At 65.2% G+C, this 25,628-nt stretch carries 21 protein-coding genes and 2 pseudogenes; 13 read left to right on the forward strand and 10 right to left on the reverse strand.

What is annotated here, in order from left to right; all coding sequences use genetic code 11:
- Window positions 1-82 precede the first annotated feature (82 nt).
- The 6 genes and pseudogenes from AB5K84_RS40210 to AB5K84_RS40235 all read left to right on the forward strand — a co-directional run bounded on the left by AB5K84_RS40210 (window position 83) and on the right by AB5K84_RS40235 (window position 6,305).
- The gene (locus AB5K84_RS40210) at window positions 83-823 is read left to right on the forward strand and encodes a DNA-3-methyladenine glycosylase family protein (RefSeq protein WP_011084189.1); all 741 of its coding nucleotides are present in this window, start codon (window positions 83-85) and stop codon (window positions 821-823) included.
- Complete coding sequence (locus AB5K84_RS40215; RefSeq protein WP_011084188.1) at window positions 820-1,905, forward strand: DUF2855 family protein; 1,086 nt, start codon at window positions 820-822, stop codon at window positions 1,903-1,905. Before AB5K84_RS40210 ends, AB5K84_RS40215 begins: the two co-directional genes overlap by 4 nt.
- A 139-nt stretch (window positions 1,906-2,044) precedes the next feature.
- A pseudogene (locus tag AB5K84_RS40220) lies at window positions 2,045-3,822 on the forward strand (flavin-containing monooxygenase).
- Window positions 3,823-3,945: 123 nt separating this feature from the next.
- The gene (locus AB5K84_RS40225) at window positions 3,946-4,920 is read left to right on the forward strand and encodes a peptidyl-alpha-hydroxyglycine alpha-amidating lyase family protein (protein WP_038965351.1); all 975 of its coding nucleotides are present in this window, start codon (window positions 3,946-3,948) and stop codon (window positions 4,918-4,920) included.
- A 215-nt stretch (window positions 4,921-5,135) separates the two neighbouring features.
- Window positions 5,136-5,693, forward strand: coding sequence for an HNH endonuclease (locus AB5K84_RS40230; RefSeq protein ID WP_028173554.1), 558 nt, complete (start codon window positions 5,136-5,138; stop codon window positions 5,691-5,693).
- A 9-nt stretch (window positions 5,694-5,702) separates the two neighbouring features.
- Window positions 5,703-6,305, forward strand: a complete 603-nt coding sequence (locus AB5K84_RS40235) for a hypothetical protein (RefSeq protein ID WP_011084184.1) — start codon at window positions 5,703-5,705, stop codon at window positions 6,303-6,305.
- Between the two features lie 11 nt (window positions 6,306-6,316).
- On the opposite strand, the gene AB5K84_RS40240 is transcribed toward AB5K84_RS40235, so the two are convergent.
- A complete protein-coding gene (locus AB5K84_RS40240; protein ID WP_011084183.1) occupies window positions 6,317-7,780 on the reverse strand; it encodes a GH1 family beta-glucosidase in 1,464 nt (487 codons plus the stop codon).
- Between the two features lie 2 nt (window positions 7,781-7,782).
- A complete protein-coding gene (locus AB5K84_RS40245; protein WP_011084182.1) occupies window positions 7,783-8,784 on the reverse strand; it encodes a glycoside hydrolase family 16 protein in 1,002 nt (333 codons plus the stop codon).
- Between the two features lie 460 nt (window positions 8,785-9,244).
- Here AB5K84_RS40245 and AB5K84_RS40250 point away from each other — a divergent pair, with 460 nt between their 5' ends.
- Window positions 9,245-9,466, forward strand: coding sequence for a dodecin (locus AB5K84_RS40250; RefSeq protein ID WP_011084181.1), 222 nt, complete (start codon window positions 9,245-9,247; stop codon window positions 9,464-9,466).
- Window positions 9,467-9,645: 179 nt separating this feature from the next.
- Window positions 9,646-11,550, forward strand: a complete 1,905-nt coding sequence (locus AB5K84_RS40255) for a sensor domain-containing diguanylate cyclase (protein WP_038965350.1) — start codon at window positions 9,646-9,648, stop codon at window positions 11,548-11,550.
- 13 nt (window positions 11,551-11,563) lie between these two features.
- On the opposite strand, the pseudogene AB5K84_RS40260 reads toward AB5K84_RS40255, so the two are convergent.
- Together AB5K84_RS40260 and AB5K84_RS40265 are read right to left on the reverse strand one after the other, a co-directional pair.
- Window positions 11,564-12,467 (reverse strand): annotated as a pseudogene (locus AB5K84_RS40260) (autotransporter outer membrane beta-barrel domain-containing protein); the annotation flags it as partial.
- Complete coding sequence (locus tag AB5K84_RS40265; RefSeq protein WP_063921387.1) at window positions 12,419-13,429, reverse strand: hypothetical protein; 1,011 nt, start codon at window positions 13,427-13,429, stop codon at window positions 12,419-12,421. The gene AB5K84_RS40265 and the pseudogene AB5K84_RS40260, both read right to left, overlap by 49 nt.
- A 392-nt stretch (window positions 13,430-13,821) precedes the next feature.
- On the opposite strand from AB5K84_RS40265, the gene AB5K84_RS40270 reads away from it, so the two are divergent.
- Window positions 13,822-14,853 (forward strand): helix-turn-helix domain-containing protein, encoded by a 1,032-nt coding sequence (locus AB5K84_RS40270; RefSeq protein WP_028173559.1) that lies wholly within the window; start codon window positions 13,822-13,824, stop codon window positions 14,851-14,853.
- Window positions 14,854-14,963: 110 nt separating this feature from the next.
- Entirely contained in the window at window positions 14,964-15,587 is a 624-nt protein-coding gene (locus tag AB5K84_RS40275; protein WP_038965345.1) for an HAD family hydrolase, read from the forward strand.
- A 24-nt stretch (window positions 15,588-15,611) separates the two neighbouring features.
- Here AB5K84_RS40275 and AB5K84_RS40280 read toward each other — a convergent pair whose 3' ends face one another.
- From AB5K84_RS40280 to AB5K84_RS40305, 6 genes are all read right to left on the reverse strand, one after another.
- Entirely contained in the window at window positions 15,612-16,580 is a 969-nt protein-coding gene (locus AB5K84_RS40280; RefSeq protein ID WP_011084175.1) for an ABC transporter ATP-binding protein, read from the reverse strand.
- Window positions 16,577-17,572, reverse strand: a complete 996-nt coding sequence (locus tag AB5K84_RS40285) for an ABC transporter ATP-binding protein (RefSeq protein ID WP_011084174.1) — start codon at window positions 17,570-17,572, stop codon at window positions 16,577-16,579. The genes AB5K84_RS40280 and AB5K84_RS40285 overlap by 4 nt, the downstream gene beginning before the upstream one ends.
- Window positions 17,572-18,489 carry an ABC transporter permease gene (locus AB5K84_RS40290; RefSeq protein ID WP_011084173.1) on the reverse strand — a complete coding sequence of 306 codons (918 nt, stop codon included), beginning with the start codon at window positions 18,487-18,489 and terminating at the stop codon, window positions 17,572-17,574. The genes AB5K84_RS40285 and AB5K84_RS40290 overlap by 1 nt, the downstream gene beginning before the upstream one ends.
- Window positions 18,455-19,414: an ABC transporter permease gene (locus tag AB5K84_RS40295; RefSeq protein WP_011084172.1), complete on the reverse strand. Its 960-nt coding sequence runs from the start codon at window positions 19,412-19,414 to the stop codon at window positions 18,455-18,457. The genes AB5K84_RS40290 and AB5K84_RS40295 overlap by 35 nt, the downstream gene beginning before the upstream one ends.
- 29 nt (window positions 19,415-19,443) lie before the next feature.
- Window positions 19,444-21,234 (reverse strand): peptide ABC transporter substrate-binding protein, encoded by a 1,791-nt coding sequence (locus AB5K84_RS40300; RefSeq protein WP_028173563.1) that lies wholly within the window; start codon window positions 21,232-21,234, stop codon window positions 19,444-19,446.
- A gap of 262 nt (window positions 21,235-21,496) precedes the next feature.
- Window positions 21,497-22,915 carry a M20 family metallopeptidase gene (locus tag AB5K84_RS40305; RefSeq protein ID WP_038965348.1) on the reverse strand — a complete coding sequence of 473 codons (1,419 nt, stop codon included), beginning with the start codon at window positions 22,913-22,915 and terminating at the stop codon, window positions 21,497-21,499.
- A gap of 293 nt (window positions 22,916-23,208) precedes the next feature.
- On the opposite strand from AB5K84_RS40305, the gene AB5K84_RS40310 reads away from it, so the two are divergent.
- The 3 genes from AB5K84_RS40310 (at window position 23,209) to AB5K84_RS40320 (ending at window position 25,568) form a co-directional block, all read left to right on the forward strand.
- On the forward strand, window positions 23,209-24,180 hold the full coding sequence (locus tag AB5K84_RS40310; protein WP_011084169.1) for a S1C family serine protease: 972 nt from the start codon (window positions 23,209-23,211) through the stop codon (window positions 24,178-24,180).
- Between the two features lie 28 nt (window positions 24,181-24,208).
- Window positions 24,209-25,276, forward strand: coding sequence for a phospholipase (locus tag AB5K84_RS40315; RefSeq protein ID WP_011084168.1), 1,068 nt, complete (start codon window positions 24,209-24,211; stop codon window positions 25,274-25,276).
- A gap of 85 nt (window positions 25,277-25,361) precedes the next feature.
- Window positions 25,362-25,568: a hypothetical protein gene (locus AB5K84_RS40320; protein ID WP_027544339.1), complete on the forward strand. Its 207-nt coding sequence runs from the start codon at window positions 25,362-25,364 to the stop codon at window positions 25,566-25,568.
- The last annotated feature ends 60 nt before the right edge of the window (window positions 25,569-25,628 follow it).

Below are 25,628 nucleotides of genomic sequence, written 5' to 3' on the forward strand. Positions count from 1 at the left end.
AAGGCATCAACGGGCTTTTCGGTATTGGGCCAGCGCAGCTTTAGCAGAGACGGCAAGCCCGCGCATGACGAGTTAGGCCACAATGACCATCCACCTCGAAACCCAGTCCGATCTCGAAGAGGCCGTCCACGCGCTGGTGAAGCGCGATCCTCGGCTCAAGCCCGTGCTTGCGGCTGCGGGCATGCCGGCCTTGCGGCGACGCGAACCGGGCTTCCCCGGGCTCGCGCATATCGTCTGCGGGCAGCAGCTCTCGACCGCCAGCGCCGCGGCGATCTGGGGACGGCTGTCGGCCGCATTAGATCCGTTCGATCATGAGGCGGTGGGCCGCGCGCGCACCGACCGGCTGGGACGGCTTGGCCTGTCCGCCGCCAAGATCAAGACGCTGAAACATCTTGCGCGCGAGATCACGGCGGAGCGGCTGAACCTCGACGTGCTCGCCGAGGAAGATGCCGACGCCGCGCATCACACGCTGATCTCGCTGCCCGGCATCGGACCGTGGACCGCGGACGTCTATCTCCTGTTTTGCCTCGGCCATGGCGATGCCTGGCCGGCCGGCGACCTCGCGGTGCAGGAGGGCATCAAGATCGGCCTCGGCCTTCAGGCACGGCCGACGGAGAAGCAGATGGTGCCGCTCGCCGAACCCTGGCGTCCGCTGCGCGGCGCGGCGGCGCATCTGTGGTGGAGCTATTACCGCGCGGTGAAGAAACGCGAGGGCGTGCTCGCGGGCGAGGCGAACGCCGTTTTAAACAATGTTGCTGTTGCAAAGCCCTCACAGGTGAAAGAGAAGATGCCGGCACGAAAAAAGCCGGGACCTTCGCCATGACCTCGACCGACTTCGTCGTTGCGCGCAACGATCTCGAGCAGTGCAAGCTGATCGAGACCGCCATTCCGGATGCAGCCGCGCTGCCGCAGGATGCGCTGCTGGTGAAGGTCGAGCGCTTCGCGCTCACCGCCAACAACATCACCTATGCCGTGATGGGCGACGAGCTGAAATACTGGCAGATCTTTCCGGCGCCGCAGGGCTTCGGCAACATTCCGGTGTGGGGTTTTGGCGAGGTGATCGCCTCGAAACATCCCGGCGTCGCAGCCGGCGAGCAGTTGTTCGGCTATTTTCCGATGGCGACACATCTCGTCATCGAAGCCACGGACGTCAGCAAGCGCGGCTTGCGCGACGGGGCTGCGCATCGGCAAGGCGTGGCGCCGGTCTACAATCTCTACTCCCGCGTCACCGGCGACCCCGCCTACGCAGGCCGGCAGGGCGACTACCAGGCGCTGCTGCGACCGCTGTTCATGCTGTCGTTCCTGGTCGACGACTTCCTCGCCGAGAACGATGATTTTGGCGCGCGGACCGTGCTGCTGTCGAGCGCCTCGAGCAAGACCGCGTTCGGCCTTGCGCATCTGTTGCACACACGCGGCCGCAAGGTGATCGGCCTGACCTCAGCCGGTAATACCGGCTTCGTGACGTCGCTCGGATGTTACGACGAGGTCGTCACCTATGACCGCGTGACGTCCTTGCCATCGAATGCGCCGGTCGCCTTCGTCGACATGGCCGGCAGCAGCGCCCTGCGCGCCGAACTGCACCGGCATTTTGGTGACCAGATGAAATGCTCGGTGCGCGTCGGTTTGACACATCGCGCCACCGAGGCCGACGAAGGAGCCCTGCCCGGCGCAAAACCGCGCTGGTTCTTCGCGCCGGACCATATTCGCAAGCGGGCGAAGGATTGGGGGCCTGGCGGCATCGAGCAGCGCTTTGGCGCGGCATGGTCGGGCTTCGCGCCGCTGCTGGAGAAATGCCTGCGTGTGATCGAGAGCCGCGGGCCGGAGGCGGTGCAGCGCATTTATCTCGGCACGTTGAAGGGGCGCATTCCGCCCGAGCAGGGCCATATGCTCTCGCTGCTCGGGTAAAGCGCTTTTGACATCGGCTGATCCAGTATAGCGTTCGACCTCTATTATTATTGGAGCATGATCTCTTCGGAAAACCGCTACACACTTTTCCGGATCATGCTCCAGAGGAAACGCCGCGAAGACGGCCACGAGGTCGCGAATGCTGGACAGGACGAAGGATATTTCCGTCGCCGCGCAGGCCTGGCTCGATGAATTCGCGGGCGCGCTAGGCAATCCGGAACCCGCCGCCGCGCTGGACCTCCTCTTCCTCCCCGACAGCTTTTGGCGCGATGTGCTGGCGCTGAGCTGGAACTTGCAAACGCTGGCCGGCCGCCGCGCAATCGCGCAGGCGTTGGCCGCGCTCGCGTCCAGGGCTGCGCCGACCCATTTCGAGATCGCACCGAACCGTGCGCCACCGCGCTGGGTGACGCGCGCCGGCACCAGCAACATCGAAGCCATCTTCAATTTCGAGACCGCGCTCGGCCGCGGCAGCGGCATCCTGCGGCTCGTGCCTGATAGCACCGACGGCGACCGGTTGAAGGCGTGGACGCTGCTGACCGCGCTCGACGAGCTCAAAGGCTTCGAGGAACAGCTCGGCACGTCACGGCCGCGCGGCCAGGCCTATTCGCGCGATTTCCGCGGGCCGAACTGGCTCGACCAGCGCAACACGTCGCGCGACTACGCCGATCGCGACCCGGCCGTGCTGGTGGTCGGCGGCGGCCAGGCCGGGCTCGCCATCGCGGCACGGCTGAAGCAGTTGAAGGTCGATACCTTGATCGTCGATCGCGAGGCGCGGATCGGCGACAATTGGCGCAAGCGCTATCACGCGCTGACGCTGCACAACCAGGTGCAGGTCAATCACCTGCCCTACATGCCGTTCCCGGCGAACTGGCCGGTCTATATCCCCAAGGACAAGCTCGCCAACTGGTTCGAAGCTTACGTCGACGCGATGGAGCTGAACTTCTGGACCGGCACCGAGTTCGAGGACGGCGCTTACGACGAGGCGAAAGGCCGCTGGACCGTCACGCTGCGCCGCGCGGACGGCGACAAGCGCACCATGCATCCGCGCCATGTAGTGATGGCGACCGGCGTCAGCGGCATCGCCAATGTTCCAGACATTCCGACCCTCGACAATTTCAGGGGCACGCTGGTGCATTCCAGCCGCTACGAGGACGGCGAAAACTGGACAGGCAAGCGCGCCATCGTCATCGGCACCGGCAACAGCGGCCACGACATCGCGCAGGATCTTTATTCCAGCGGCGCCGAGGTGACCCTGGTGCAGCGCTCGCCGACGCTGGTCACCAATATCGAGCCGTCGGCGCAGTTGGCCTATGCGACCTACAATGAGGGCACGCTCGAGGACAACGATCTGATCGCGACCTCGATGCCGACGCCGCTGGCGAAGAAGACCCATGTGATGCTGACGGAGCAGTCGAAGGAGCTCGACAGGGAGCTGCTCGACGGCCTCTCCCGCGTCGGCTTCAAGCTCGACTTCGGCGAGGCCGGCACCGGCTGGCAGTTCAAATACCTCACCCGCGGCGGCGGTTATTATTTCAACGTCGGCTGCTCCAACCTCATCGCCGAGGGGGCGATCAAGCTCAGGCAGTTTTCCGACATCGAAAGCTTCGTCGCCGAGGGCGTTCGGATGAAGGACGGCACGACCATTCCGGCCGACCTGATCGTGCTCTCGACCGGCTACAAACCGCAGGAATATCTGGTGCGAAAGCTGTTCGGCGATGGCGTAGCCGATCGCGTCGGCCCGGTCTGGGGATTGGCGAAGGCTTCGAGCTGCGCAACATGTATGCGCGCACGAAGCAGCCCGGCCTGTGGTTCATCGCCGGCAGCCTCGCCCAGTGCCGGATCAACTCGAAATATCTCGCGCTCCAGATCAAGGCCATCGAGGAAGGGATTTTGGGGCGTGAGGTGGATACAAGGTAACACACACGTCATTCCGGGGCGCGCGTAGCGCGAGCCCGGAATCCATCTACCCCCGGGATATGCGGCCCGATGGATTCCGGGTTCACGCTACGCGCGCCCCGGAATGACAAGAGGAGAAACCCAATGCCAGCCATTCTCGGCACCGGCGAGCACCGCTACCGCGTCGTCGAAAACTTCGCGAAACTTCCGGACGGCTGGCAGCTCACCGACGTCGCCGCGGTCGCGGTCGACAGCCTCGACCGCGTCTATGTCTTCAACCGCGGCGCCCATCCGATGGTGGTGCTGGATCGCGAGGGCAATTTCCTGCGCAGTTGGGGCGAGGGCCTGTTCTCGCGCGCGCACGGCCTGCACATCGATGCCGACGACAATCTCTACTGCACCGACGACGGCGACCATACCGTGCGCAAATGCACCAGCGACGGCAAGGTGCTGCTGACGATCGGGATCCCCGCAAAGCCGGCACCGTTCATGAGCGGCGAGCCGTTCCACCGCTGCACCCACACCGCATTGTCGCCGAAAGGCGAGATCTATGTCTCCGACGGCTATGGCAATGCGCGCGTGCACAAGTTCACGCCGGACGGCAAGCTGATCAAGAGCTGGGGCGAGCCCGGCACCGACCCCGGCCAGTTCAACATCGTGCACAACATCGCCACCGATTCCGATGGCTGGGTCTACGTCGCCGACCGCGAGAACCATCGCGTGCAGGTGTTCAATGGCGAGGGCAAATACGAGACGCAGTGGAACAACCTGCACCGGCCCTGCGCGCTGTGCTGCTGCGGCGGCAGGAGCCCGACCTTCGTGATCGGCGAGCTGGGCCCCGGCCTCGATATCAACCGCAATGTGCCCAATCTCGGCCCGCGGCTGTCGATCGTGGACGCCAAGGGAAATCGCATCGCGCGGCTCGGCGGCGAGGAAGGTCCGGGTGTGGCCAGCGGCAAATTCCTGGCCCCCCACGGCATCGCGCTGGACTCGAAGGGCGACATCTACGTCGGTGAGGTCGGTGTCACCAACTGGGCGACAAGCTTCCCGGACCAGGAGATGCCGGCCGTCGTGCGCGCAACCCGGTGCTTGCAGAAGCTGGAACGGGTACGGGAGTAGCCGCCGCGGCAAGCCACGACGCGCCGCCAAAGGCGGTTCCGCGCCAGTTGCCGGCCCCTCCTCGAATCACGGCGTTTTTGAGCGCTTTTGCCACCCCGCCGCCGCATTGCCTGCGCCTGAATAAGTCGCTCAACGGGCTTCACAATCCCGTCACGCTGCATGTAGTATGTCAATACATGCTGCTTCGCAGCGTACATGGAGGCCGGGAGCGTTACTTGAACGCACATGTCTCGCAAGGCAGTTGGCCGGTGTTGGTGCTGAATGCGGACTTCCGGCCGCTGAGTTACTACCCACTGTCTCTGTGGTCGTGGCAGGACGCGATCAAGGCGGTGTTCCTCGACCGCGTCAACATCGTCGCGCATTACGATCAGGCGGTCCGAAGTCCCACGCTGGAAATGCAGCTGCCGAGCGTGGTCTCGCTCAAATCCTTCGTCAAGCCGACCACCCACCCCGCCTTCACCCGGTTCAACGTCTTCCTGCGCGATCGTTTCGCCTGCCAATATTGCGGCTCGCCCGAAGACCTCACCTTCGATCACATCATCCCGCGCAGCAAGGGCGGCCAGACCACCTGGGAAAACGTGGTCGCGGCGTGCTCGCCCTGTAATCTGCGCAAGGGCAATCTCACCCCGGCGCAGGCCAAGATGTTTCCGCGCCAGAGCGCCTTCGCGCCGACCGTGCACCAGCTCCACCGCAACGGCCGCATGTTCCCGCCGAATTACCTGCACGACAGTTGGCTGGACTATCTCTACTGGGATACCGAACTGGATCCGTAGGAGCTACGGATGATGCAGCCGGGCTTCCCTCACCGCGTGCTGTCAGCGGCGGTTTCAATTGCACTCGGATTTGGATGGCCTACCTCCGTCTACGCTCTCGATTGCGCGAGAATTGCCAACTTCGAATCCTTCGATAACCATGTCGATCAGGCCAAGAGGGCCGAGGACCTTCGGGCCCGCGAGGCTCTGGCCAATCTAAGCCCAATCGTCCTGAGTGGCCGCCTTGCCAAGGTTCGCCCGCTGCCCGGTCCGGGGACAAACCTGCCAACCGAACTGCTGACATTCGTAGACGTCAAGATTCTGCGTGGCGATTTACCTCGGAGCAGGATCGATCGCAGGGCAGTCATCGCGAGTTACGAGTGGTGCGATGGAGGCTGTACCGAGGAGCAGCAGCGGTGGCACCCAGGCGCATTGCTCACAATTGGAGTTGCGGCCGCGGCTAACGCGGCGGACAAAATGAGCGTGGGCCGGATCAAAAGCGGGCGGATCGACGGCCAGTTTGGTCCATGCGGCGGCGGGGTTCTTTCGCCGCTCGAATTGAAACTGATTTCCACGCCCCCCGAAGAAATCGCGCGGCTGGAGCACGAATACCCGATCCGCAAGCGTCAATAGGCAATAGCTCCTCAAACCCCGATCGCGTTCCTCGCCACCACGTCGCGATAGAACGCCGCGCTCAGTTTCGCGACCCTCGCCTGTGTCTCGAAGTCGACCCGGTAGAGGCCGAAGCGTTTGCCGTAGCCAAAAATCCACTCGAAATTGTCCATCAGGCTCCAGAGGAAATAACCGCGGATCGGCACGCCCTCGGCGACGGCGCGCTGCATCTGGGTCAGATAGTTGCGCAGGAACATGATGCGGTCGAGGTCGTAGACCTGACCGTCGGCGGCGATCCTATCCTCGGACGAGGTGCCGTTCTCGCTGATGTAGATGGTCTCGATGTTCCAGATCTTCGCGGCAAGGCGCGGCGCCCAGTAGATCACTTCGGGGCCGACCCGCAGCCATTCCGAATTCATGTGCGGGAACGAGGTGGGGAACGGCAGCACATGGAAGCCGGGCGCGCGGTCGGAGGCGGTGACATAGAACTGCGGCGCGTAGATGTTGAGGCCGACGAAGTCGGTCGGCGCACCGATGATCTTCAACTCCTCGGCGGTGAATTTCGGCGCGTCCGCGCCGGCGTAGGCGAGGAAGCCGTCGGTATATCTGCCCTCCAGCACCACGCCGAGGAAGCCGGCATTAAGCTCGCGCGTCGCGATCTCGGCGGCACGGATGTTTTCCGCCGTTGCGATCGCCGGCACGCAGGCCGCGATGTTCTCGGCTGCGCCAACCCTTGTGCCGGCGCGCCCCGAGGCGCGAATCGCCTGCACCGCAAGCCCGTGCGCCAGCGCGACGTGATGGCGGGCCTGGTTCAGCTGCACCGCCGGCAGCTTGAGGCCGGGCGCGTCGATGCCCCAGCCATAGCCGAAATTCACGAAGCGCCCGACCTCGTTCACGGTGAAGACGTTCTTGACGCGATCAGTCAGGCGTGCGGCGACGTACGCAGCGTAGTCGGCAAAGGCCTTCGAGGTGTCGCTCGACTGCCAGCCGCCGACGCGGTCCTGGAGCGCCTGCGGCAGGTCCCAGTGATAGAGCGTCGCATAAGGCTCGATGCCGCTCGCAAGCAGCTCGTCGACGAGGCGGTTGTAGAAATCGAGCCCCTTGGGATTGGGTTGACCCGTCCCATCAGGAAACACCCGCGGCCAAGCGATCGAGAAGCGGTAGGCCCTGACGCCGAGCGCCTTGATCAGCGCGACGTCCTCCCTGTAGCGGTGATAGTGCTCGTTGGCGCGGTCGCCGGTGGAGCCGTCCTCGATCTTGCCGGGGGTGTGGCTGAAAACGTCCCAGATCGATTTGCCGCGGCCGTCCTCGTTGACGGCGCCTTCGATCTGGTAGGAAGAGGTCGCCGTGCCCCATAGGAAATCCTTGGGGAAAGGCGCACCGCGCCCGGCCGATGCTGGCGTTTCGCTCTCCGCAGCGCCGACGCCCGTCGCTGCTCCCAACGCGGCAAGGCCCGCCAGTTTGGCAAAATGACGCCGCGAGAAATCCGCTGACATATCTATCTCCGCGCCTGCTCCATATCGATCTGATAGGCGGAAATCCGGTCGATCTCGAATGCGACGCTCGGCGGCGATTCCGCATCGACGGGACCGACGCCGACGAAGAACTTCGATCCGATCGCGAGATTGACGATCAGATACATGGGATCGTCGAAGCCGATCGGCACCTTGATGTCGGAGACCGGCTCGCGGTCGATGAAGTAGACCAGGCGATCCTCCTCCCACAGCACACCGTAATTGTGGAATGTGCTCGAAGCGTCGCCGACCGCGAAGTCGAAGCCGCAGGATTGGATCTTCTGGGTCGACGGAATCCGCCAATGCGTCGTCATCACGAGATCGCCAGGCCGCTCGCCGCGGCCTTCCAGCACATCGACCTCCGGCGGCCAGCCGCCGTCGTCCGCCAGCATCCAGAACGCAGGCCACACCGCATGGCCGACCGGGACCTTGGCGCGGATTTCGAAATAGCCGTGCTTCTGCGCGAACCTGCCCTGCGTGGTCAGGATCCCGGAGATGTACTCGTTGTTGAACAGAACGGACTTCAATTCCTGCGGCGTGCGGCTCGCGACGATCGAGAGCACGCCGTCCTTCACCTTGAACGGATCAAGCCCGAGCGGCGCCGATGCGCGCCCCGTGTAGCGCGGATCGACATAGATCTGCTGCTCGCCATTGGCGCTGGTCTTGCGCTTGAAGTCGGAGCCGTCGCCGCCCCAATAGCGCGCCTCCGGCCACGCCGCGCCGCCGGCATAGTGCGGCACCCAGCGTCCGCCCGACAGCGGGTGCTCGTCGAAATCCTCGTTGAACGTCCGCCGCAACGGCAGGAACATCAGCGAGGCAGGATTGACCGTTTCGAGCTTGCGGCATTCGATCATCGACGGATCGGTCGTCACTTGCAGCGACATGGTGCCGGGCGCGCCGTCGAGATCGTCCTGCACTGCGCCGATCGCGGGCACGGCGGACAGACTGATTGCGACCAAAGCGCTCTTCGTCCAACGGCCGATCATCGCTGCACATCGAAGGTATAAGGAAGCGGATTGAGGCTAACGCGCCCGCATTGGCGCGAGCAAGAGCGGCCATGCGGCGGCGCACGAATTTGAGGGTACCGCCCGCAGGCGGGAGCCATATTTTCGTGCACTTGCACAAACCGGGAACCAGCGGTGTGGGCGGGCCGGCGCTCCGTCAGGTTCGAGGTCGCCGGCGGCATATGGCTTCAGGCCCTGGACCAATCCACCGCAATACGACTGCTGACGGCGCCGCTCGCATTTCTGTCGGTCGGCATCGGCTATCTCTTCTTCACCGCGGCAACACTCGCGGGCGCGGCCTGCTCCACCTTGGCTGGCATGCGGGCCATCACGGAGCACGGAACCCGAAGCGCGGGCGTCCGTTCAATCTGGAGGCCCAACGCTCTCGAATACACTGCGGGAGCGGTATCCGGGCCCGTCAAAGCACAGGGGAAGACGCGCCATGCCCACAGCCGAGAAAGATCACGTCTACAAGATCCTGGAACTGGTCGGATCGTCCGAGACCTCGATCGAGGATGCGATCAAGAACGCGGTCAGCCGCGCCGCCAAGACCATCCGCGAGATGAAATGGTTCGAGGTGGTGCAGACGCGCGGCCACATCGAGAACAACGCCGTGCGCCACTACCAGGTGACACTGCGCGTCGGGTTTACACTGGAGGAGTGAGGCAGGAACGCCGGGCGGATCCGGCGTGAGGTCAGCGTGGTTAACATCAGCCGACGATAACCCGTCGAAACATCGAGGACCGGTTCCGGCCGAATACGGGATTCGCACAATCAGCGCGGATGACGCAACAGGCCGTTAAGGCGAAAGTGAGAGGTTTGCACCGAAATGGAGCAAGCCTGATGAATACGGGCCGCGACCTCGGGAAAACGCGTCTTCCGCTCTGGGCGGCGGGTTTCGTCATGCTGACTTGCTTCGCCATCCTGGGCCTGAGCGGCTGGCGCGAATGGGAAACGCGCAATGCCGAGCTCAGGACCGCCGAAATCGACGTGACCAACCTCGCGCAATCGCTGATCCAGCATGCCGACGACACGTTCGAGCTCGTCGATACCATCCTCGTCGGGCTGGTCCATCGGCTCGAGCTCGATGGAACGGGTCCGGACACGATCGCAAAGCTCCAGACCTATCTGCCGACCCGCAAATCATCGGACCGCATCCGCGGCATCTTCGTCTATGACGAGACCGGCCGCTGGCTTGCCACGACCGAGCAGATCGACTTCTCCAAATTCAACAACAGCGACCGCGAATATTTCCAGCGTCATCGCGACTCGCCGGATCCGGGCACGCTGATCGGACGCCCCGTCAAGAGCCGGGCCGGCGGCCAGTGGATCATCACCGCGTCGCGCCGGGTCAACCATCCCGACGGCAGCTTCGCCGGCGTTGCCCTGCTCACGATCGACGTCAGCTATTTCGTCAAGTTCTACGAGCGCTTCGACCTCGGTCCGCACAGCTCGGCGTCGCTGCTGAACAACGACGGCATCATGCTGGCGCGCAGCCACGACGAGAGCGGCGCCTTCGTCGGACGCGACCTGTCCAACGCGCCGTTGTTCAAGCAATGGAAAAGCCGTCCGGCTGCGGCAGTCTACTATTTCAAGTCGCCGCTGGATAACGTGCAGCGGCTCAGCTACTACCAGCGCAGCAGCCGCTATCCCCTGATGGTGCTGGCGAGCAAGTCGCAAGACGACGTGCTGGCCCCTTGGCGCCGCGCGGCGAGCGCACGCATGACCGTTGTCGTCGGCCTCGTCCTGCTGATCGCGGCGATCGGCTTTTACCTGGTCCGTCAGCTCTTGCAGCGGCAGCGCATGGCACAGGCTCTGATCGCCAAGGAAGCCCATTTCCGCCTGCTGGCCGAGCAATCCAGCGACATGGTGACCCGGATCGGACTGGACAACCGGCTGATCTACGTTTCTCCGTCATGCGCGCGCATCATCGGCTGGTCTTCCGACGAACTCCTGGGGACGTCGGCCGTGGCCGGGGTTCACGCGGAGGACATGGAACGGGTCGAGCAGGCCATTGCCGCGCTGAAGAATGGCGAGGCCGAGGAGGCGAGGTTCGTCTACCGTCAGCGCCATCGCGACAAGGGCGAGATCTGGGCCGAGTCGGCCCTGCACGTGACCCGGGCATCCGACAGCGGCGAGATCGACGGCGTCGTCGCGGTGGTGCGCGACATGACCGAGCAGAAGGACTTGCAGAACAAGCTCGCCTCGCTCGCGGCGACCGACGGCCTCACCGGGCTCGCCAACCGGCGCGCATTCGATGAGCGCCTCGCGGACGAATGGGCCCGCGCCCGCCGCGATGGCACCCAACTCTCGCTCCTGCTGATCGACGTCGATCATTTCAAGGCGTTCAACGACCATTACGGACATTTGGCCGGCGACGGCTGCCTGCGTGCGCTGGGGCGGATCCTGTCCGCTCATCCCCGGCGGCCGGCCGACTTCGCGGCGCGCTACGGCGGCGAGGAGTTCGCCGTGCTGTTGCCAAACACCGATGCCGACGGCTGCGCCAGGGTCGGCGAGGAGATTCGCGGTGCGTTGCGCGACCTCGCCATGCTGCATGCACAGAATCCGCCCTCACGGCTCGTCACCGCGAGCGTGGGCGGCGCGACGGCGTTTCCATCCGAGACCACGACCGACTCCAGCGCGCTGGTGGCGGCCGCCGACCGCGCGCTCTATGCCGCCAAGGACAGCGGCCGCGACCGGCTGGTGATGTCGGGACAGGTCGTGCCCTGGCCCGCGAGGAGCGCGTGACGCAGTCGCCGGCCTACCAGGCGTAGCGAACGCTGCCCTTGCCGGCGTAGCTGCGGGTGACGTTCGAGAACTCGCCTTCGAAGCTCGCCGCCGCGGACCAGCCGCTCAGCCAGCTCATCTCCACGGAAGCCGTGGTGAGCGCGGAGTCACGAGCCTGCGCAGCGCCGTTGACGACGAAGCTCGCGCCCGGCAGCGCCTGGAAGGTCGCGGCAATCGAGCGGTCCGGATTGAAATCATGCGCCCATGCGAGGCGGCCGCGCAGCGTCAGCACGCCGGCCTGCATGGCGAAGGATCTGTCGGTGCGCAGGCCCAGCTCGCTGCGGGTGTCCGTGACGGTCCTGGCGGCATAGCGCAAGGCGAATGCGGCGGAGCCGGCAACGGCCTGCTCGGCATAGGCCGGCAGATCGAGCGTCGTGAACTGTAGCGCGCCATAGGGTGTGATGCCGATCCCGCCGATCCACGGCGCGACATGGAGAATACGCATTGGCGTCGAACTCGGCTCGCAGGTGATCGGCGCCTGCGGTCGTTACAGTACGGTCGGTCGTGATGGCCTGCCAGCCATAGGCCAGCGCCGCCGACAGATAAGCCGACCCGCTCGTGTGTCGCAGATAGGCGGCGGCCTGGAACAGGTCGGAGCGGCCCGAGCCGAGGCCGTTCACACCGAAGCTGGTGCCACCACCGGCGAGCGCGAAGCCAAGCAACGTGTACGGTGAGAGCCGATAGTCGGCTCCGACCACGGTGCCAACGATGCGGCTGGTCGCTGCATTTGAACCGCCCGCCGCGTTGCCGTCGGTCGACTGCGACCCGCCGAAGCCCGCGGCCCACACGCTCCAGCGTTGCGCAAAGGTCTGCGGCGGGGCTTTTGTCATCATCGCGAATGCGTCAGCGCGTTTGAAAGATCGCCCTGAACGGCCACCGTCCCGCCGCTCTGCACGAAGATGGCACCGCCGGCACCGAGGCCACCACCACCGGAGTTGGATCCGGTCCCACCACTGCCGCCATTGCCGGCGCCAAAGCCGCCGCTCCCGGCAGCCGTGATCCCGCCGCCGCCGCCTCCCCCGAAGCCGCCGGCACCGCCGGTCGAGGTGGACAATCCGGCTGCCGAGCCACCTCCGCCGCCGTAGCCGCCCGAACCGCCCGTTGTTGCTCCGCCCGCATTGGCACCGCCACCGCCAAAACCGCCCGCGCCTCCAGCCACGGGCCCCCCGCCGGACGAACCACCGCCGCCACCGCTGGCGAAACCACCGGCGCCTCCGGTCTGGGGACCACTACCGCCGTTATGCACCCCACCGCTCGAACCGCCGGCAGTGCCCGAGCTGTTGGCGTCCGAGCCGACGAATAGTCCACCGCCTCCAGCCGGAGTCAGAGGATAGGACTTGCCGCCCATGCCGCCCCCGCCGCCCACCTCTCCGAAGTTGTCCACGACGCCGCCGCCCTTGGCCTGCGTGTTCGAGACGGCGACGTTCGACAAGGTCAATGCGCCGTTGCTGGAGACGAAGACCGCGCCGCCGAGTCCGGCGCCGGCACCGGAGCCCAAACCGGCTCCGCCCTGCGCCACCGCATTGGCGATGGTCAGGCTCTTCAGTGTCACCGAATAGGTCGAGCCGGTGGTCCCGGCATCGCCGATGAAGAACGGCCGGTAGGTGCCGGCGCCGCTGATGGTCGGGTTGTTACCATTGCCGTCAATGGTGATGTTCTTGGTGATGATCGGCAGCTCGCTCAGGAGCGTGATGGTACCGCTGACCTGAAACAGGATGGTGTCGCCGCTCGTGGCGCTGACGATCTCCCCCCGCAGGCTGCCGGCGCCGCTGTCGGCCGTGGAGGTCACCACCAGCGTCGCTGCGCGCGCCGCACCGGACAGGCCGAAGAACGATGCCATGACCGCAACACTTGCGAGCGCTGCACACCGGCGTGCACCAAGCCGAAGGCTCGTCTGCCCGATCGACAGGCACGAGGGCGGACGCAATCTGGTCGTCACGAAGAGCCTCGGACGCAAGCTGCGTGGCAACGCTGGTGATCTCGACGCGTCGTTAGCAGACTGGACACCTGCACAATGTGCCCGGTGTCTCAGGCGTGGATTTCGGTGAACAGTGATGCATGTGCGGCACATCGAGGCCGCGCGCCCGCAGCCTCGTCGAACGCCCTCATCGTCCGACGTCGCTTGCGTCCTCGTTGCCGAACCGCTACATGCGGGGGCGATGCTGGTCTGCTGCCGGGCTCAGAACATTAAGGCGCGCGACCTCGTCGAGGCGTGATGCGGACGAGACGGCGGTGAACAAGACGATGCTGGCGGACGACCCCGAACACGGGCCGAGCGCGCTGAGACAGTTGCGCGCGATGACCGTGGACATCTGCGATGTCATTGCGCTCACCGACGAGAACGATTTCCACATCACCACAACGACAGTGATGGCCGGCAACGCATTGCTGGTCGATTCTCGCGCCACTGACCTCGAATACGACCGGACGCCTGCGCACATCGCACGCGGCGGCCTCGACCACTATCAGATGACCCTCTGCATCGAAGGCGAGATGCGGTTCAGCTCCGGTCGCCGCGAGGTGACGTTGCGGCCCGGTGACATTTGCCTGCTCGACATGGCGCAGCCGAACCGGACGGTGTTTCGCGGCGGTAGCGGACGCACCCACCTGATGGCAATCATCGTGCAACGGTCGATGCTGGCGCCACGGCTCGCGCATCCGGATTCGGCGACGGCTACCCTGTTGCCGTCAGACCACCCTCACGCGCGCCTGCTCGCAAGCCATTACGCAGCGCTTGCGCTGCCGCCTGAGCCAGAGGCGGGCAGCGTCGAGGCCACGATCGAGGCCATCGCCGACATCGTTGCCGCGGCTGCGGGCGGTACGGCCGACATCGCCGAAGGCGTCGAGCGGGCCGAGCGACATCTTTATCTGGCAATGATCAAGCGCCGCATCGCGGACAATCTCGAGACCGACGCGCTCGGCGTAAGCGAGCTCTGCCGCCATTTCCAGATTTCGCGCGCGACGCTTTACCGGCTGTTCGAGGCAGATGGCGGGCTGGCGCATTACGTGAGAGAGCAGCGGCTCAATCTCGCCTTTCAGCGGCTGTTGTCGCCGGCGGCGCAGGACAAACGTCTAATCGACCTCGCTGTCGGCTTGCGGTTCAGCAGCGACTCCACCTTCATCCGGGCGTTTCGCCGCAAGTTCGGCCTGACGCCGGGCGAGCTCAGGGAGCTGACCGACACGTGGCTCCGCGAGACCGGAGCGATCCCGGCTTTCGATACAGTGTTGCACCAGCTGGCCCGCCGCCGCGCATCACGATCGTAGAGGTGTCGCGCTCATCTCGGAGCTCGGCCCGGCCTGGATTTGTCGTCCACGTTCCAGCGGGATATGACTACGAATCGACCGGACATTTAAGCCAATCCGAGAGTGCTACCGTGACTGACGCGATCAAGCTCGTCCTCTTCGACATGGACAATGTCCTGTGCAACTACGACAGGGGACAGCGTGTGGCATGCCTGGCGGAGCTCGCGGGATCGACCAGCGAGCTCGTCCACAAGGCAATCTGGGACAGCGGATTCGAGCTGCTCGGCGATTCCGGCGCTCTCGACGCCCCTGACTATCTGCGGGGCTTTGGCGAACGCATGGGCTATCCGCTGTCGCTCGACGAGTGGGTGGAGGCGCGGCGCCGCTCGATGCAGCCCGATCACGCGATGCTGGAGATTGCCCGACGTCTGCGCAAGACCGTCGATATTGCCGTCCTGACCAACAATACCACGCTGGTCGCCGACCACATCGACACGCTGCTGCCGGACTTGCGGCCGCTGTTCGGCTCCCGGATCTACACTTCGGCCCAGTTCAAGACGGCAAAGCCGGACCCGCGCTGCTATCGCCGCTGCCTGGCCGAGCTCGACGTGATGCCGCAGACCGTGCTGTTCGTCGACGATCTCCCGGCCAATGTTGCCGGCGCGCGCGAGGCGGGCCTGTTCGCGCATCACCACACGTCGGTGGAGGCTTTCAGGCAGGCCCTCTCGGCGCACGGCCTGCTTCAGGGCGAATGAATACGCCTTCCGCTTTGCCCGGCCTCAGGCGAGATGGCACGCCACGAAGTGACCGCCAGCGCCCTCCTTCAGCTCGGGCGCGCTCTCCGCGCAGCGCGGCTGGGCGATCGGACAGCGGGTGTGGAAGTGGCAGCCTGACGGCGGCTTCATCGGGCTCGGCACGTCGCCCTTGAGGCGGATGCGCTCACGCTTGAGCTTGGGATCGGGCACCGGCACCGCTGACAACAGCGCCCTGGTGTAGGGGTGCTGCGGGTTGCGGTAGAGGTCGCTGGCTTTCGCCAGCTCGACGATGCGGCCGAGATACATCACCGCGACGCGGTCGGAGATGTGCTCGACCACCGAGAGGTCGTGCGCGACGAAGAGATAGGTGAGGTTCAGCTCGGCCTGGAGATCCTCCAGCAGATTGATGACCTGCGCCTGGATCGACACGTCGAGCGCGGAGACCGGCTCGTCGCAGACGATCAGCTTCGGCTCGACCGCGAGCGCCCGCGCGATCACGATGCGCTGGCGCTGGCCGCCGGAGAATTCGTGCGGGTAGCGGCGCATGTGCTCGGCCTTGAGGCCGACCTTGACCAGCAGGCTCGCGACGCGCTCCTCCCGCTCCTTGGCCGATGAGCCGAGCTTGTGGATGACGAGCGCCTCGCCGAGAATCGTACCCACCGTCATGCGCGGATTGAGCGAGGCAAACGGATCCTGGAACACGAGCTGCATGTTCCGCCGCATCGCGCGCAGATCGTTGCCGCCGAGCTGGCGCACGTCCTGGCCGTCGAAGGTGACCTCGCCGTCGGTCGGCTCGATCAGGCGCAGCACGCAGCGCCCCGTCGTCGACTTGCCGCAGCCGGATTCACCGACGAGACCGAGCGTCTCGCCGCGATTGACCGAGAACGACACGCCGTCGACCGCATAGACGCTGCCGACCTGGCGTGACAGCAAGCCGCCGAGAACGGGGAAATGCTTCTTCAGACCGCTGACGCGGAGCAAGGGTTCGCTCATGGCGCGGCTCCCAACTGCGTATCCCCCAGGTGACAGGCCATGCGGTGGCCGGGCGAGACCTCGCGGAGCAGCGGCTCCTTCTCGGTGCAGACGTTCATGGCGAACTTGCAGCGCGGCGCGAAGCGGCAGCCGACCGGCGGATTGATCAGGATCGGCACCGAGCCGCCGATCGCCTCCAGCCGCGTCTTGTGCTCGCTGTCGAGGTCGATGCGCGGGATCGAGCGGATCAGGCCTTGCGTATAGGGATGGCGGGGATCGGCGAAGAGATCGTCGACGCTCGCCTCCTCCACCACCTTGCCGGCATACATCACGACGACGCGCTGCGCGGTCTCGGCGACGACGCCCATGGCATGGGTGATCAGCATCACCGCCATGCCGAAGCGCTCCTTCATGTCCTGCAAGAGGTCGAGGATCTGGGCCTGGATGGTGACGTCGAGCGCCGTGGTGGGCTCGTCGGCGATGATCAGCTTCGGCTTGCAGGCGAGCGCCATCGCGATCATCACGCGTTGGCGCATGCCGCCGGAGAACTGGTGCGGGTAGTTGTGCACGCGGCCTTCGGCGTTGGGGATCTGCACCAGCTTGAGCATCTCAATGGTGCGCTCGAGCGCCTGCTTCTTCGTCACCGCTTCATGCCGGCGCAGGCTCTCGGCGATCTGCTCGCCGACGGTGAGCACCGGGTTGAGCGAGGTCATCGGCTCCTGAAAGATGAAGCCGATCTCCTTGGCGCGGATCTCGTCGAGCTGATTGCTCGTCAGCGGCACGAGATCGCGGCCTTCGAAGATGATCTGGCCGGCGGCGATGCGGCCGGGCGGCATCGCGATCAGTTTCAGGATCGACATCGCCGTCACGGTCTTGCCGCAGCCGGACTCGCCGACGACACAGAGCGTCTCGCCGCGGTTGATGGAGATGTCGACGCCGTCGACGGCCTGCAGGATGCCGTCGTCGGTGGAGAAATGGGTTTTCAGGCCCTTGATCTCGAGCAGCGGCGCCATCAGATCACCCGTCGCGCATCGAGCGCGTCACGCAGGCCGTCGCCGATGAAGTTGATGGCGACCACCGCGATGAAGATCGCGCCGCCCGGAAACAGCGCCCAGTGCGGACCGATATCGAGGAAGTCCTTGGCGTCGTACAGCAGCCGCCCCCAAGTCGGGGTGTCCGGCGGAAAGCCGAGGCCGAGGAAGGACAATGTCGATTCCGCGATGATGGCGGCGGCGACGTCGATGGTGCCAGCGATGATCACCGGACCGAGCGCATTGGGCAGGATGTGGCGCACCACCTGCCGCACCGGGCTGGCGCCGAGCGCGCGCGCGGCCTCGACGAACTCCTTCTCGCGGATCGACAGGAACTGCGCGCGCACGAGGCGGGCGACCGGCATCCAGCGCAGGCCCCCGATCACGAGCACGATCAGGATGAAGATGCCGCCCTCGGGGCCGAACGCGGCCTTGAGCCCGTCGCGGAACAGATAGATCAGCAGCAGCAGCAGCGGCAGCTGCGGCAGCGACAAGAAGAGATCGGTGAGCCACATCAGCCCGTGACCGACCGCACCGCGCGACATGCCGGCAAGCGCACCGATCAGCGTGCCGACGAACACCGAGACCAGCATCGCGGCAAGGCCGACCGCGAGCGAGATGCGCCCGCCATAGATCATGCGGGCGAGGATGTCCTGCCCGAGATCGTCGGTGCCGAAGGGATGGGCGAGCGAGGGCCCCTGCATGCCCGCCACGATGTCGATGTCGTCGATCTTGACCCGCCAGACGAAGGGGCCGGCGACCACCGCCAGCACCAGAATGAGGAGCAGGAACGCACTGACCACGGCAAGCTTGTGGCGGCTATAGCGCCGCCACGTCTCGCGCCAGGGCGAGTAGATGCGCCGCTCAGCGGAGGGAGATGCGAGGGTCAAGCCAGCCATACAGGACGTCCGCGATGAGATTGAACAGGACCACAAGACACGCGAAGACGAAGGTGACGGCCATCACCACCGGCGTGTCGTTGGAAAGGATGGAGGAGATCAGCAGCGAGCCGATGCCGGGGATGCGGAAGATCTGCTCGGTGACGATGGCGCCGCCGAACACCGCCGGCATCTGGAGCGCGATCAGCGTGACGACCGGGATCATCGCATTGCGCATCACATGCTTGACGATGACCTTGGCCTGCCCAAGTCCCTTTGCACGCGCCGTGGTGACGTAGTCGAGCCGGATCACGTCCAGCATCGCCGAGCGCACGAAGCGCGTCATCGACGCCGCCTGGAACAGGCCGAGCACCGCCACCGGCATGATCGCCTGCCGGATCATCTCGAGCACCCAGCGGATGCCGGTGGCCTTGATGTCGCTGGAATAGACGAAGGGCAGCCAGTCCAGCGTGACCGAGAAGATCAGGATGAAGAGGATGCCGGTGAAGAAGGTGGGCAGCGAGAAACCGACGAAGGCCAGCACGTTGGCGATCTGGTCAAACAGTGAATACGGCTTGGTCGCCGCGTAGACGCCGACCGGAATCGCGATCAGGAGCGCCAGGATCTGCGCCGAGCCGATCACATAGAGCGTCGCCGGCAGGCGCTGGAGGATGAGCGCATCGACGTTCATCCGGCTGACGAAGGAAAACCCCCAATCGCCATGCGCCATGGCGGAGAGCCAGTGCAGGTAGCGCAGATAGATCGGATCGTCGAGGCCGAACTTCGCCCGAAGCGCGGCAGCGACTTCGGGCGGTACGTTCGGATTGGTCGCCAGTTCCGAAAACGGATCGCCGGGGGCGAGCGCCAGCACGACGAACAGCACGAGCGAAATGCCGAGCAGGCTCGGAATGGCGATCAGCAGGCGACGCAGGACATATTGACTCATAGGGAAAGACCCCGCCTAGGCCTGCGCGATCATACCTCCCGGTACCAGTCGAACAGGTTGTCGGTCTCGTTCGCCCAACCGCTGACCACGCAAACCAGGTTGTTGGCAGCGGCCTCCACCTTGAGGCGATGCTGCACCGGGATGAACACGGTGTCCCCGATCAGGATATCGTTAGCCTTGATGTAGAGCGCCGCGCGCTTGACCGGGTCCATCTCGCCTTCCGCGGCCAGGATCGTGTCGTCATACTCCTTGTTGACGTAGCGCGGGAAATTCTGTCCCTGCCACTTGTTCTCCTTGGTCGCCACATTCGCCGACATATAGCGCCGCATGTGCTGGGACGGATCCGGCTGGCTCATCGGGATCTGGAACATCTCCATGTCGGCATAGAACTTCGGGTAGATGTCGGGATTGCCGGCGTCGGAGGAGAAGAACACCGAGGCGACGACCGACTTCAGCTCGACGTCGATGCCAGCCTTCTGGCAGGCCTGCTTGACGATGGCCTGGGTCTTCTGGCGCGGGCCGTTGATCGAAGTCTGGTACAGAAGCTTCAGCTTCTTGCCGTCCTTCTCGCGGATGCCGTCCGCACCCGGTTTCCAGCCGGCGTCATCCAGCATCTTCGACGCCTTCTCGATGCTGAATTCCCAGCTCGTGTTCTTGGAGACGAACTTTTCGGGGCCGTTGAGGAAGTTCGCCGTGGTGCGGCCTGCGCGGCCGTAGATCACCTTCTTCACCGCTTCACGATCGACCAGCATCGCCAGCGCCTTGCGTACGGCGGGATCGGAGAACAGCGGGTGCTTCGTCTTCATCGAAGAGCGCTCGCCATCGACCTCGGTGTTCGGGTCGGTGAAATTCAGCGCGATGAACTCGGTGTCTCCGCCCACGGCGTAGATGGCCTTGCCCTTGCCGCCCTTCTCCAGGCGCAACAGCACGTCGTCTTCGACCTGGATGTTATAGCCGAAATCGTATTCGCCGGTCTGGATCACCGCGCGCGCCGCCGAGACGGCATCGCCGCCGCCCTTCATTTCGAGCGTGTCGAAATACGGACGGTTCGGCATGTGATAGTCGGGATTGAGCTCACCGCGGACGAGATCGCCCGGCTTGAACTCGAGGAATTTGTACGGGCCGGTGCCGACCGGCGAGAGGTTGTTCGGCGCCTCACGGGACTTCGCGCCTTTGTAATCCGCGAACAGATGCTTGGGGATGATGGTGTTCGGAGCCCCGACGAAAGCATCGGCCCAGAACGGCGTCGGCTTGTTGAAAAGGATGCGGACCGTGAGGTCATCCACCTTCTCGACGACGATGTCGCGATAGGTCGCAATGGTGACCGCGGAGGTCGCGGGATCCTTGGCGTATTCCCAGTTGAACACGACGTCGTCGGCGGTGAACGGCTTGCCGTCGTGCCATTTGACGCCGGGCTTGAGCTTCCAGGTGACCGACTTGCCGTCGGCGGCGAGGCCGCCGTTCTGGATCGACGGGATTTCGGCGGCCAGAACCAGCTTCATGTTGCCGTCCGGATCCCAACAGGCAAGCGGCTCGTAGAACAGGCGCGAACCGTCCTGGTCCTTGGTGCCGGTGGCGAAATGCGGATTGAGCAGGGTCGGCCCCTGCCACCACAACAGCTTCAGCGCACCGCCGCCGCCGCGCTTGGTCGGCTTGTAGGTCGAAACGCCCTCCGCCATGGCGACGCCGCCCAGCGCGAGGATCTGGTTGGCCAGCGGTGCGGTCAGACCGACAGCGGCAAGACGCTGGATGAAGGCACGGCGATCCATCCGTCCGTCCTTCACTTGGCCGATCATCGAACGCAGTTCTTTATCCAGCATGGTTTGTCCCCCGTCTGGTTCCCGAATGGATGCAGGCGGCCGCGATGCGACCGCCGGGTTTTGTCTGGCCGTAGATGGCACACCGAATAGGCCGCCCGTCAACTGCGACTGTGTGTATGCAAACGGTGTTCTGGCTGTCCGTTGGGCAAAACTGCGTTCCGCAGCCCAAGCGTTCGGCAATCCGGCGTCAAAACAAGCCGGAATCCACGCTGCACTGCGGAAAATTTGTTCGCCGGATCAGACGAAGTATCGAGACGAAATTCTACACCACGGACATATCCAGTGGCGGCGCGACATGGTCCGGCAGCGGACAGACGTAAGGTGTCTTGGCTGTTCGCCTCGCAAGGTCGGCTTTCGCGGCCTTGATCAGCTCCGGTTCCGTGAGCGCCTTGATGCCGATACCCGCCATCGCCTTGGCGGCCTGCACCATGGCCTTGTGGGCATGCGGGCTCTTGCCCTGCGCCACCACCTGCCAGGTGTGGAACGGCGTGCCGATTGCAACCGTCGGTGCGTGAACCTGCACGGTCGGCACCACCCAGCTCACGTCGCCAACGTCGGTCGAGCCGACCAGCGGGTTGCGCTTGGCATCGAGCGGCACCAGGAAGTCGGCCAGCGGCCGATCGGTCGGCTCCATCCCGATCGCGTAGTAGACCGAGGCGATGTCCTTGTCGCTCAGCGTCGATCGGATCTGGGTGGCAAACCCCTTGTCCGCGTCGTCGAAATGCGGCGGTCCGAGCTCTTCCATGACCCGATGCAGCGCCTGCTCCAGCGGCGTATTCGGCAGAATGTTGGACACCGCGGAGATAATCTTCATCTCCACCTTGGTCTCGGTCATCAGCGCCGCGCCGTCCGCGATCTTGCTCACGCGGCCGACCAGCTCGTTCATGCCGGGCAGATCGCGGGCGCGGATCGAGTAGCGCACGCGCGCATGCGCCTGCACCACGTTGGGCGCAATGCCGCCGGTGTCGAGCAGCGCGTAATGCACCCGCGCGTCGCTCGGCATGTGCTCGCGCATGTAGTTCACGCCGACATTCATCAGCTCCACCGCATCGAGCGCGGAACGGCCGAGATGCGGCGAGGCGGCCGCATGCGAGGTGCGGCCTGTGAAAATGAAGTCGGCGCGCGTGTTCGCGAGCGACGGCGTCACCGCCACTTCCCAGAAGCTGTGCGGATGCCAGGTGATGGCGATGTCGGCATCCTCGAACGCGCCGGAGCGCACCATGAACGCCTTTGCCGCGCCGCCTTCTTCAGCCGGGCAGCCGTAGTAGCGCACGCGGCCCGGCACCTTGTTCTCGGCGAGCCAGTCCTTCGCCGCGGTCGCGGCGAGCAGCGCCGCAGAACCGAGCAGATTATGACCGCAGCCATGGCCATGGCCGCCGGTCTCGACCGGACGATGTTCCGCCACGCCCGCCTCCTGGCTGAGGCCCGGCAGCGCGTCATATTCCCCCATGAAGGCGATGACCGGTCCGCCCTCGCCCCACTCGCCCATCAGCGCGGTCGGAATGCCCGCGACGTTCTCGGTGATACGGAAGCCCTGATGGCGCAGTTCGGCGAGATGCTCGGCGGCGGACCGCGCCTCGGTGTAACAAACCTCCGGCATGCCCCAGACCTTGTCGCTGAGGTCGATGAAACGCGCCTTGATCGTGTCGACGCCACGCCAGATGTCGCTGCGGTTGTCCATGTTTCGGTCCGTGATCTCTTGGTCAAACGAAGCGGCAATGGTTAGCAGCTTCATTACACGGCGCCTAGCACCTCGCCGGACAGCAGCCATGCGGCGGATGCCGGATCGAAGGACCGCCGGGCCGCCAACCGCGCGCGAAACGGTCCCGCGCCTTTCGAAGATTTCACACGGCGTTCTGCTGAATAGTTGGGAAACGAGGCTTTCAAGACGGCCCTCTCCGGCCTAAATTATCCATGCTTCGCGCGTCGTTCCGCTAGCCACGGCGGAGCGATGCACTCAGCCAGGAGAACTCCATGCCCGCCCTGACCGAATGGAGAGTGCCGCCGGCCAATCAGCCGCGTGCGAGCGAATACGGTTTCGATCTCGACCGCGCGCTCGCGTCCGTCGTCGGCCTGCACGCCATCATCCCGCCGGACGCGTTCAGCGCAGAGACGCTGGGCACCGAGCGCGCCGGCAACGGCGTCGTCATCGACGACGGGCTGGTGCTGACCATCGGCTATCTCATCACCGAGGCGGAATCGGTGTGGCTGCACCTCGCCGACGGGCGCGTCGTCGAGGGACATGCCCTCGGTTTCGATTCGGTCACCGGCTTCGGCCTCGTGCAGGCGCTGGGTGAGCTCGACGTCGAACCCTTGCCGCTCGGCAGCTCGGCGGAGACCCGGGTCGGCGACCGCGTCGTGGTCGGCGGCGCCGGCGGCCGCACGCGATCGGTTGCGAGCCAGATCGTGGCCAAGCAGGAATTCGCCGGTTACTGGGAATATCTGCTGGATGAGGCCGTCTTCACACATCCCGCGCACCCGAACTGGGGCGGCACCGGCTTGCTCAACGAGCGCGGCGAGTTGATCGGCATCGGCTCGCTCCAGCTCGAGCGCGAACGCGACGGCAAGGCCGAGCACGTCAACATGATCGTGCCGATCGACCTGTTGAAGCCGATCCTGGAGGATCTGCGCAAGTTCGGCCGCGTCAACAAGCCGTCGCGGCCCTGGCTCGGACTCTATTCAACCGAGATCGACAACCGCGTGGTGGTGATCGGGATCTCCGCCAACGGGCCGGCCGCCCGCGCCGAGCTCAAGACCGGCGACGTCATCCTCGCCGTCGACGGCGAGAAGATCATCAGCCAGACCGCCTTCTACAAGAAGATGTGGGCGCTCGGCGCCGCCGGCGTCGACGTCCCGCTCACCGTGCATCATGAAGGCGTCACCTTCGACGTCACGGTGACTTCGACCGACCGCTTCAAGCTGTTGAAGGCGCCGAAGCTGCACTGACCGGCCGAACTGAAGCAAGGAAGCGGCGATGACCGAGGCCGTCGTTGACGACATCGTGGCCGTGCTGCCGCCGCTGCTGAACGCGCTGGAGGCGCTCGGCTTCTTCACCCGTCACCTGCATCCGCCGGCCTTCGCGTCCGTGATGAACGCGATCGGCGCGCCGGACGACGCACTGCAAGCCGCACATTCGGCGATCGGCACCTGGCCTGAACAATTCGCCGGCTTGCGCGACCGGCTCGATGGTGCCTGCAACGAGACGCTCGCCGCCTTTGCCGGCATTCGCGAGGTCGAGCGCGGCAACGGCGATCTCGTCGCCGTCTTCCGCGCACTGCGCCACGTGCCGCGCGCGCTGGAGGCGCTTTATCCGCTTGCCCTGCAGTTTCCGCCGGTCAGCAGCTTCTTCCTCAACGCCGCGAGGCGCGAGGACGAAATTCTGCTGGCACGGCTCGAGGCCGGCGCGGGCGAGCACGGCGGCATCTTCCACGATCACAACGAGCCCGGCAGCCGCGGCGGCTTCTCGGTCTATGTCCCCGAATATTATTCGCCGGAGCGCGCGATGCCGCTGGTGATGGCGCTGCATGGCGGCAGCGGCAATGGCCGTGGATTCCTGTGGAGCTGGCTCCGCGATGCCCGCAGCGTGGGTGCGATCCTGGTGGCGCCGACTGCGACCGGTCAAACCTGGGCGCTGATGGGCGACGACACTGATACGCCCAACCTCATGCGCATCCTCGAGACTGTGCGCAGCCGCTGGTCCATCGACGGCTCGCGCATGCTGCTGACCGGCATGAGCGACGGAGGCACGTTCTGCTACGTCAGCGGGCTCGATGGCGCATCGCCCTTTACGCATCTCGCGCCGGTGTCGGCGACCTTCCACCCGCTGATGGCGGAGATGGCGGATGCTGCGCGCCTGCAGCGCCTGCCGATCTTCATCACCCACGGCAAGCTCGACTGGATGTTTCCTGTGCAGACCGCGCGACAGACGCAAGCGGCGCTCTCCGCCGCCGGCGCCGACGTCGTTTATCGCGAGATCGACGATCTCAGCCACACCTATCCGCGCGAGATCAATGCGGAGCTGCTGGCGTGGCTGAACGGATAATGAACAACCTCTCCTTAGATGCGCCGCATGGCCGCGGAACCATCGCGCCGTGCCGACGTTATCGGCGCGACACCGGAGGTTCGCTATGAAGACTTTTTTCGGAATGATTTTGGGCGCGCTGCTTCTCGCGGGCGGCGTCTATGTCTATGACTCCATGCAGACCTCATCCGTCGCCAATGGCGAGGTCGCGACCACCAATCGCACCATCGTGAACTGGGATGTCGCAAAGGCCGACTGGGATGCTCTGCGCGATCGCGCGCACAAGGACTGGGTCCGCATCTCGTCGAAGTAACCTCGCTGACATCATGAACAAGGCGCCGTCGCGGTCCGCGGCGGCGCCTTCGTATTGGGC

Source organism: Bradyrhizobium sp. 1200_D9_N1_1 (assembly GCF_052075915.1).
GTDB lineage: Bacteria > Pseudomonadota > Alphaproteobacteria > Rhizobiales > Xanthobacteraceae > Bradyrhizobium > Bradyrhizobium diazoefficiens.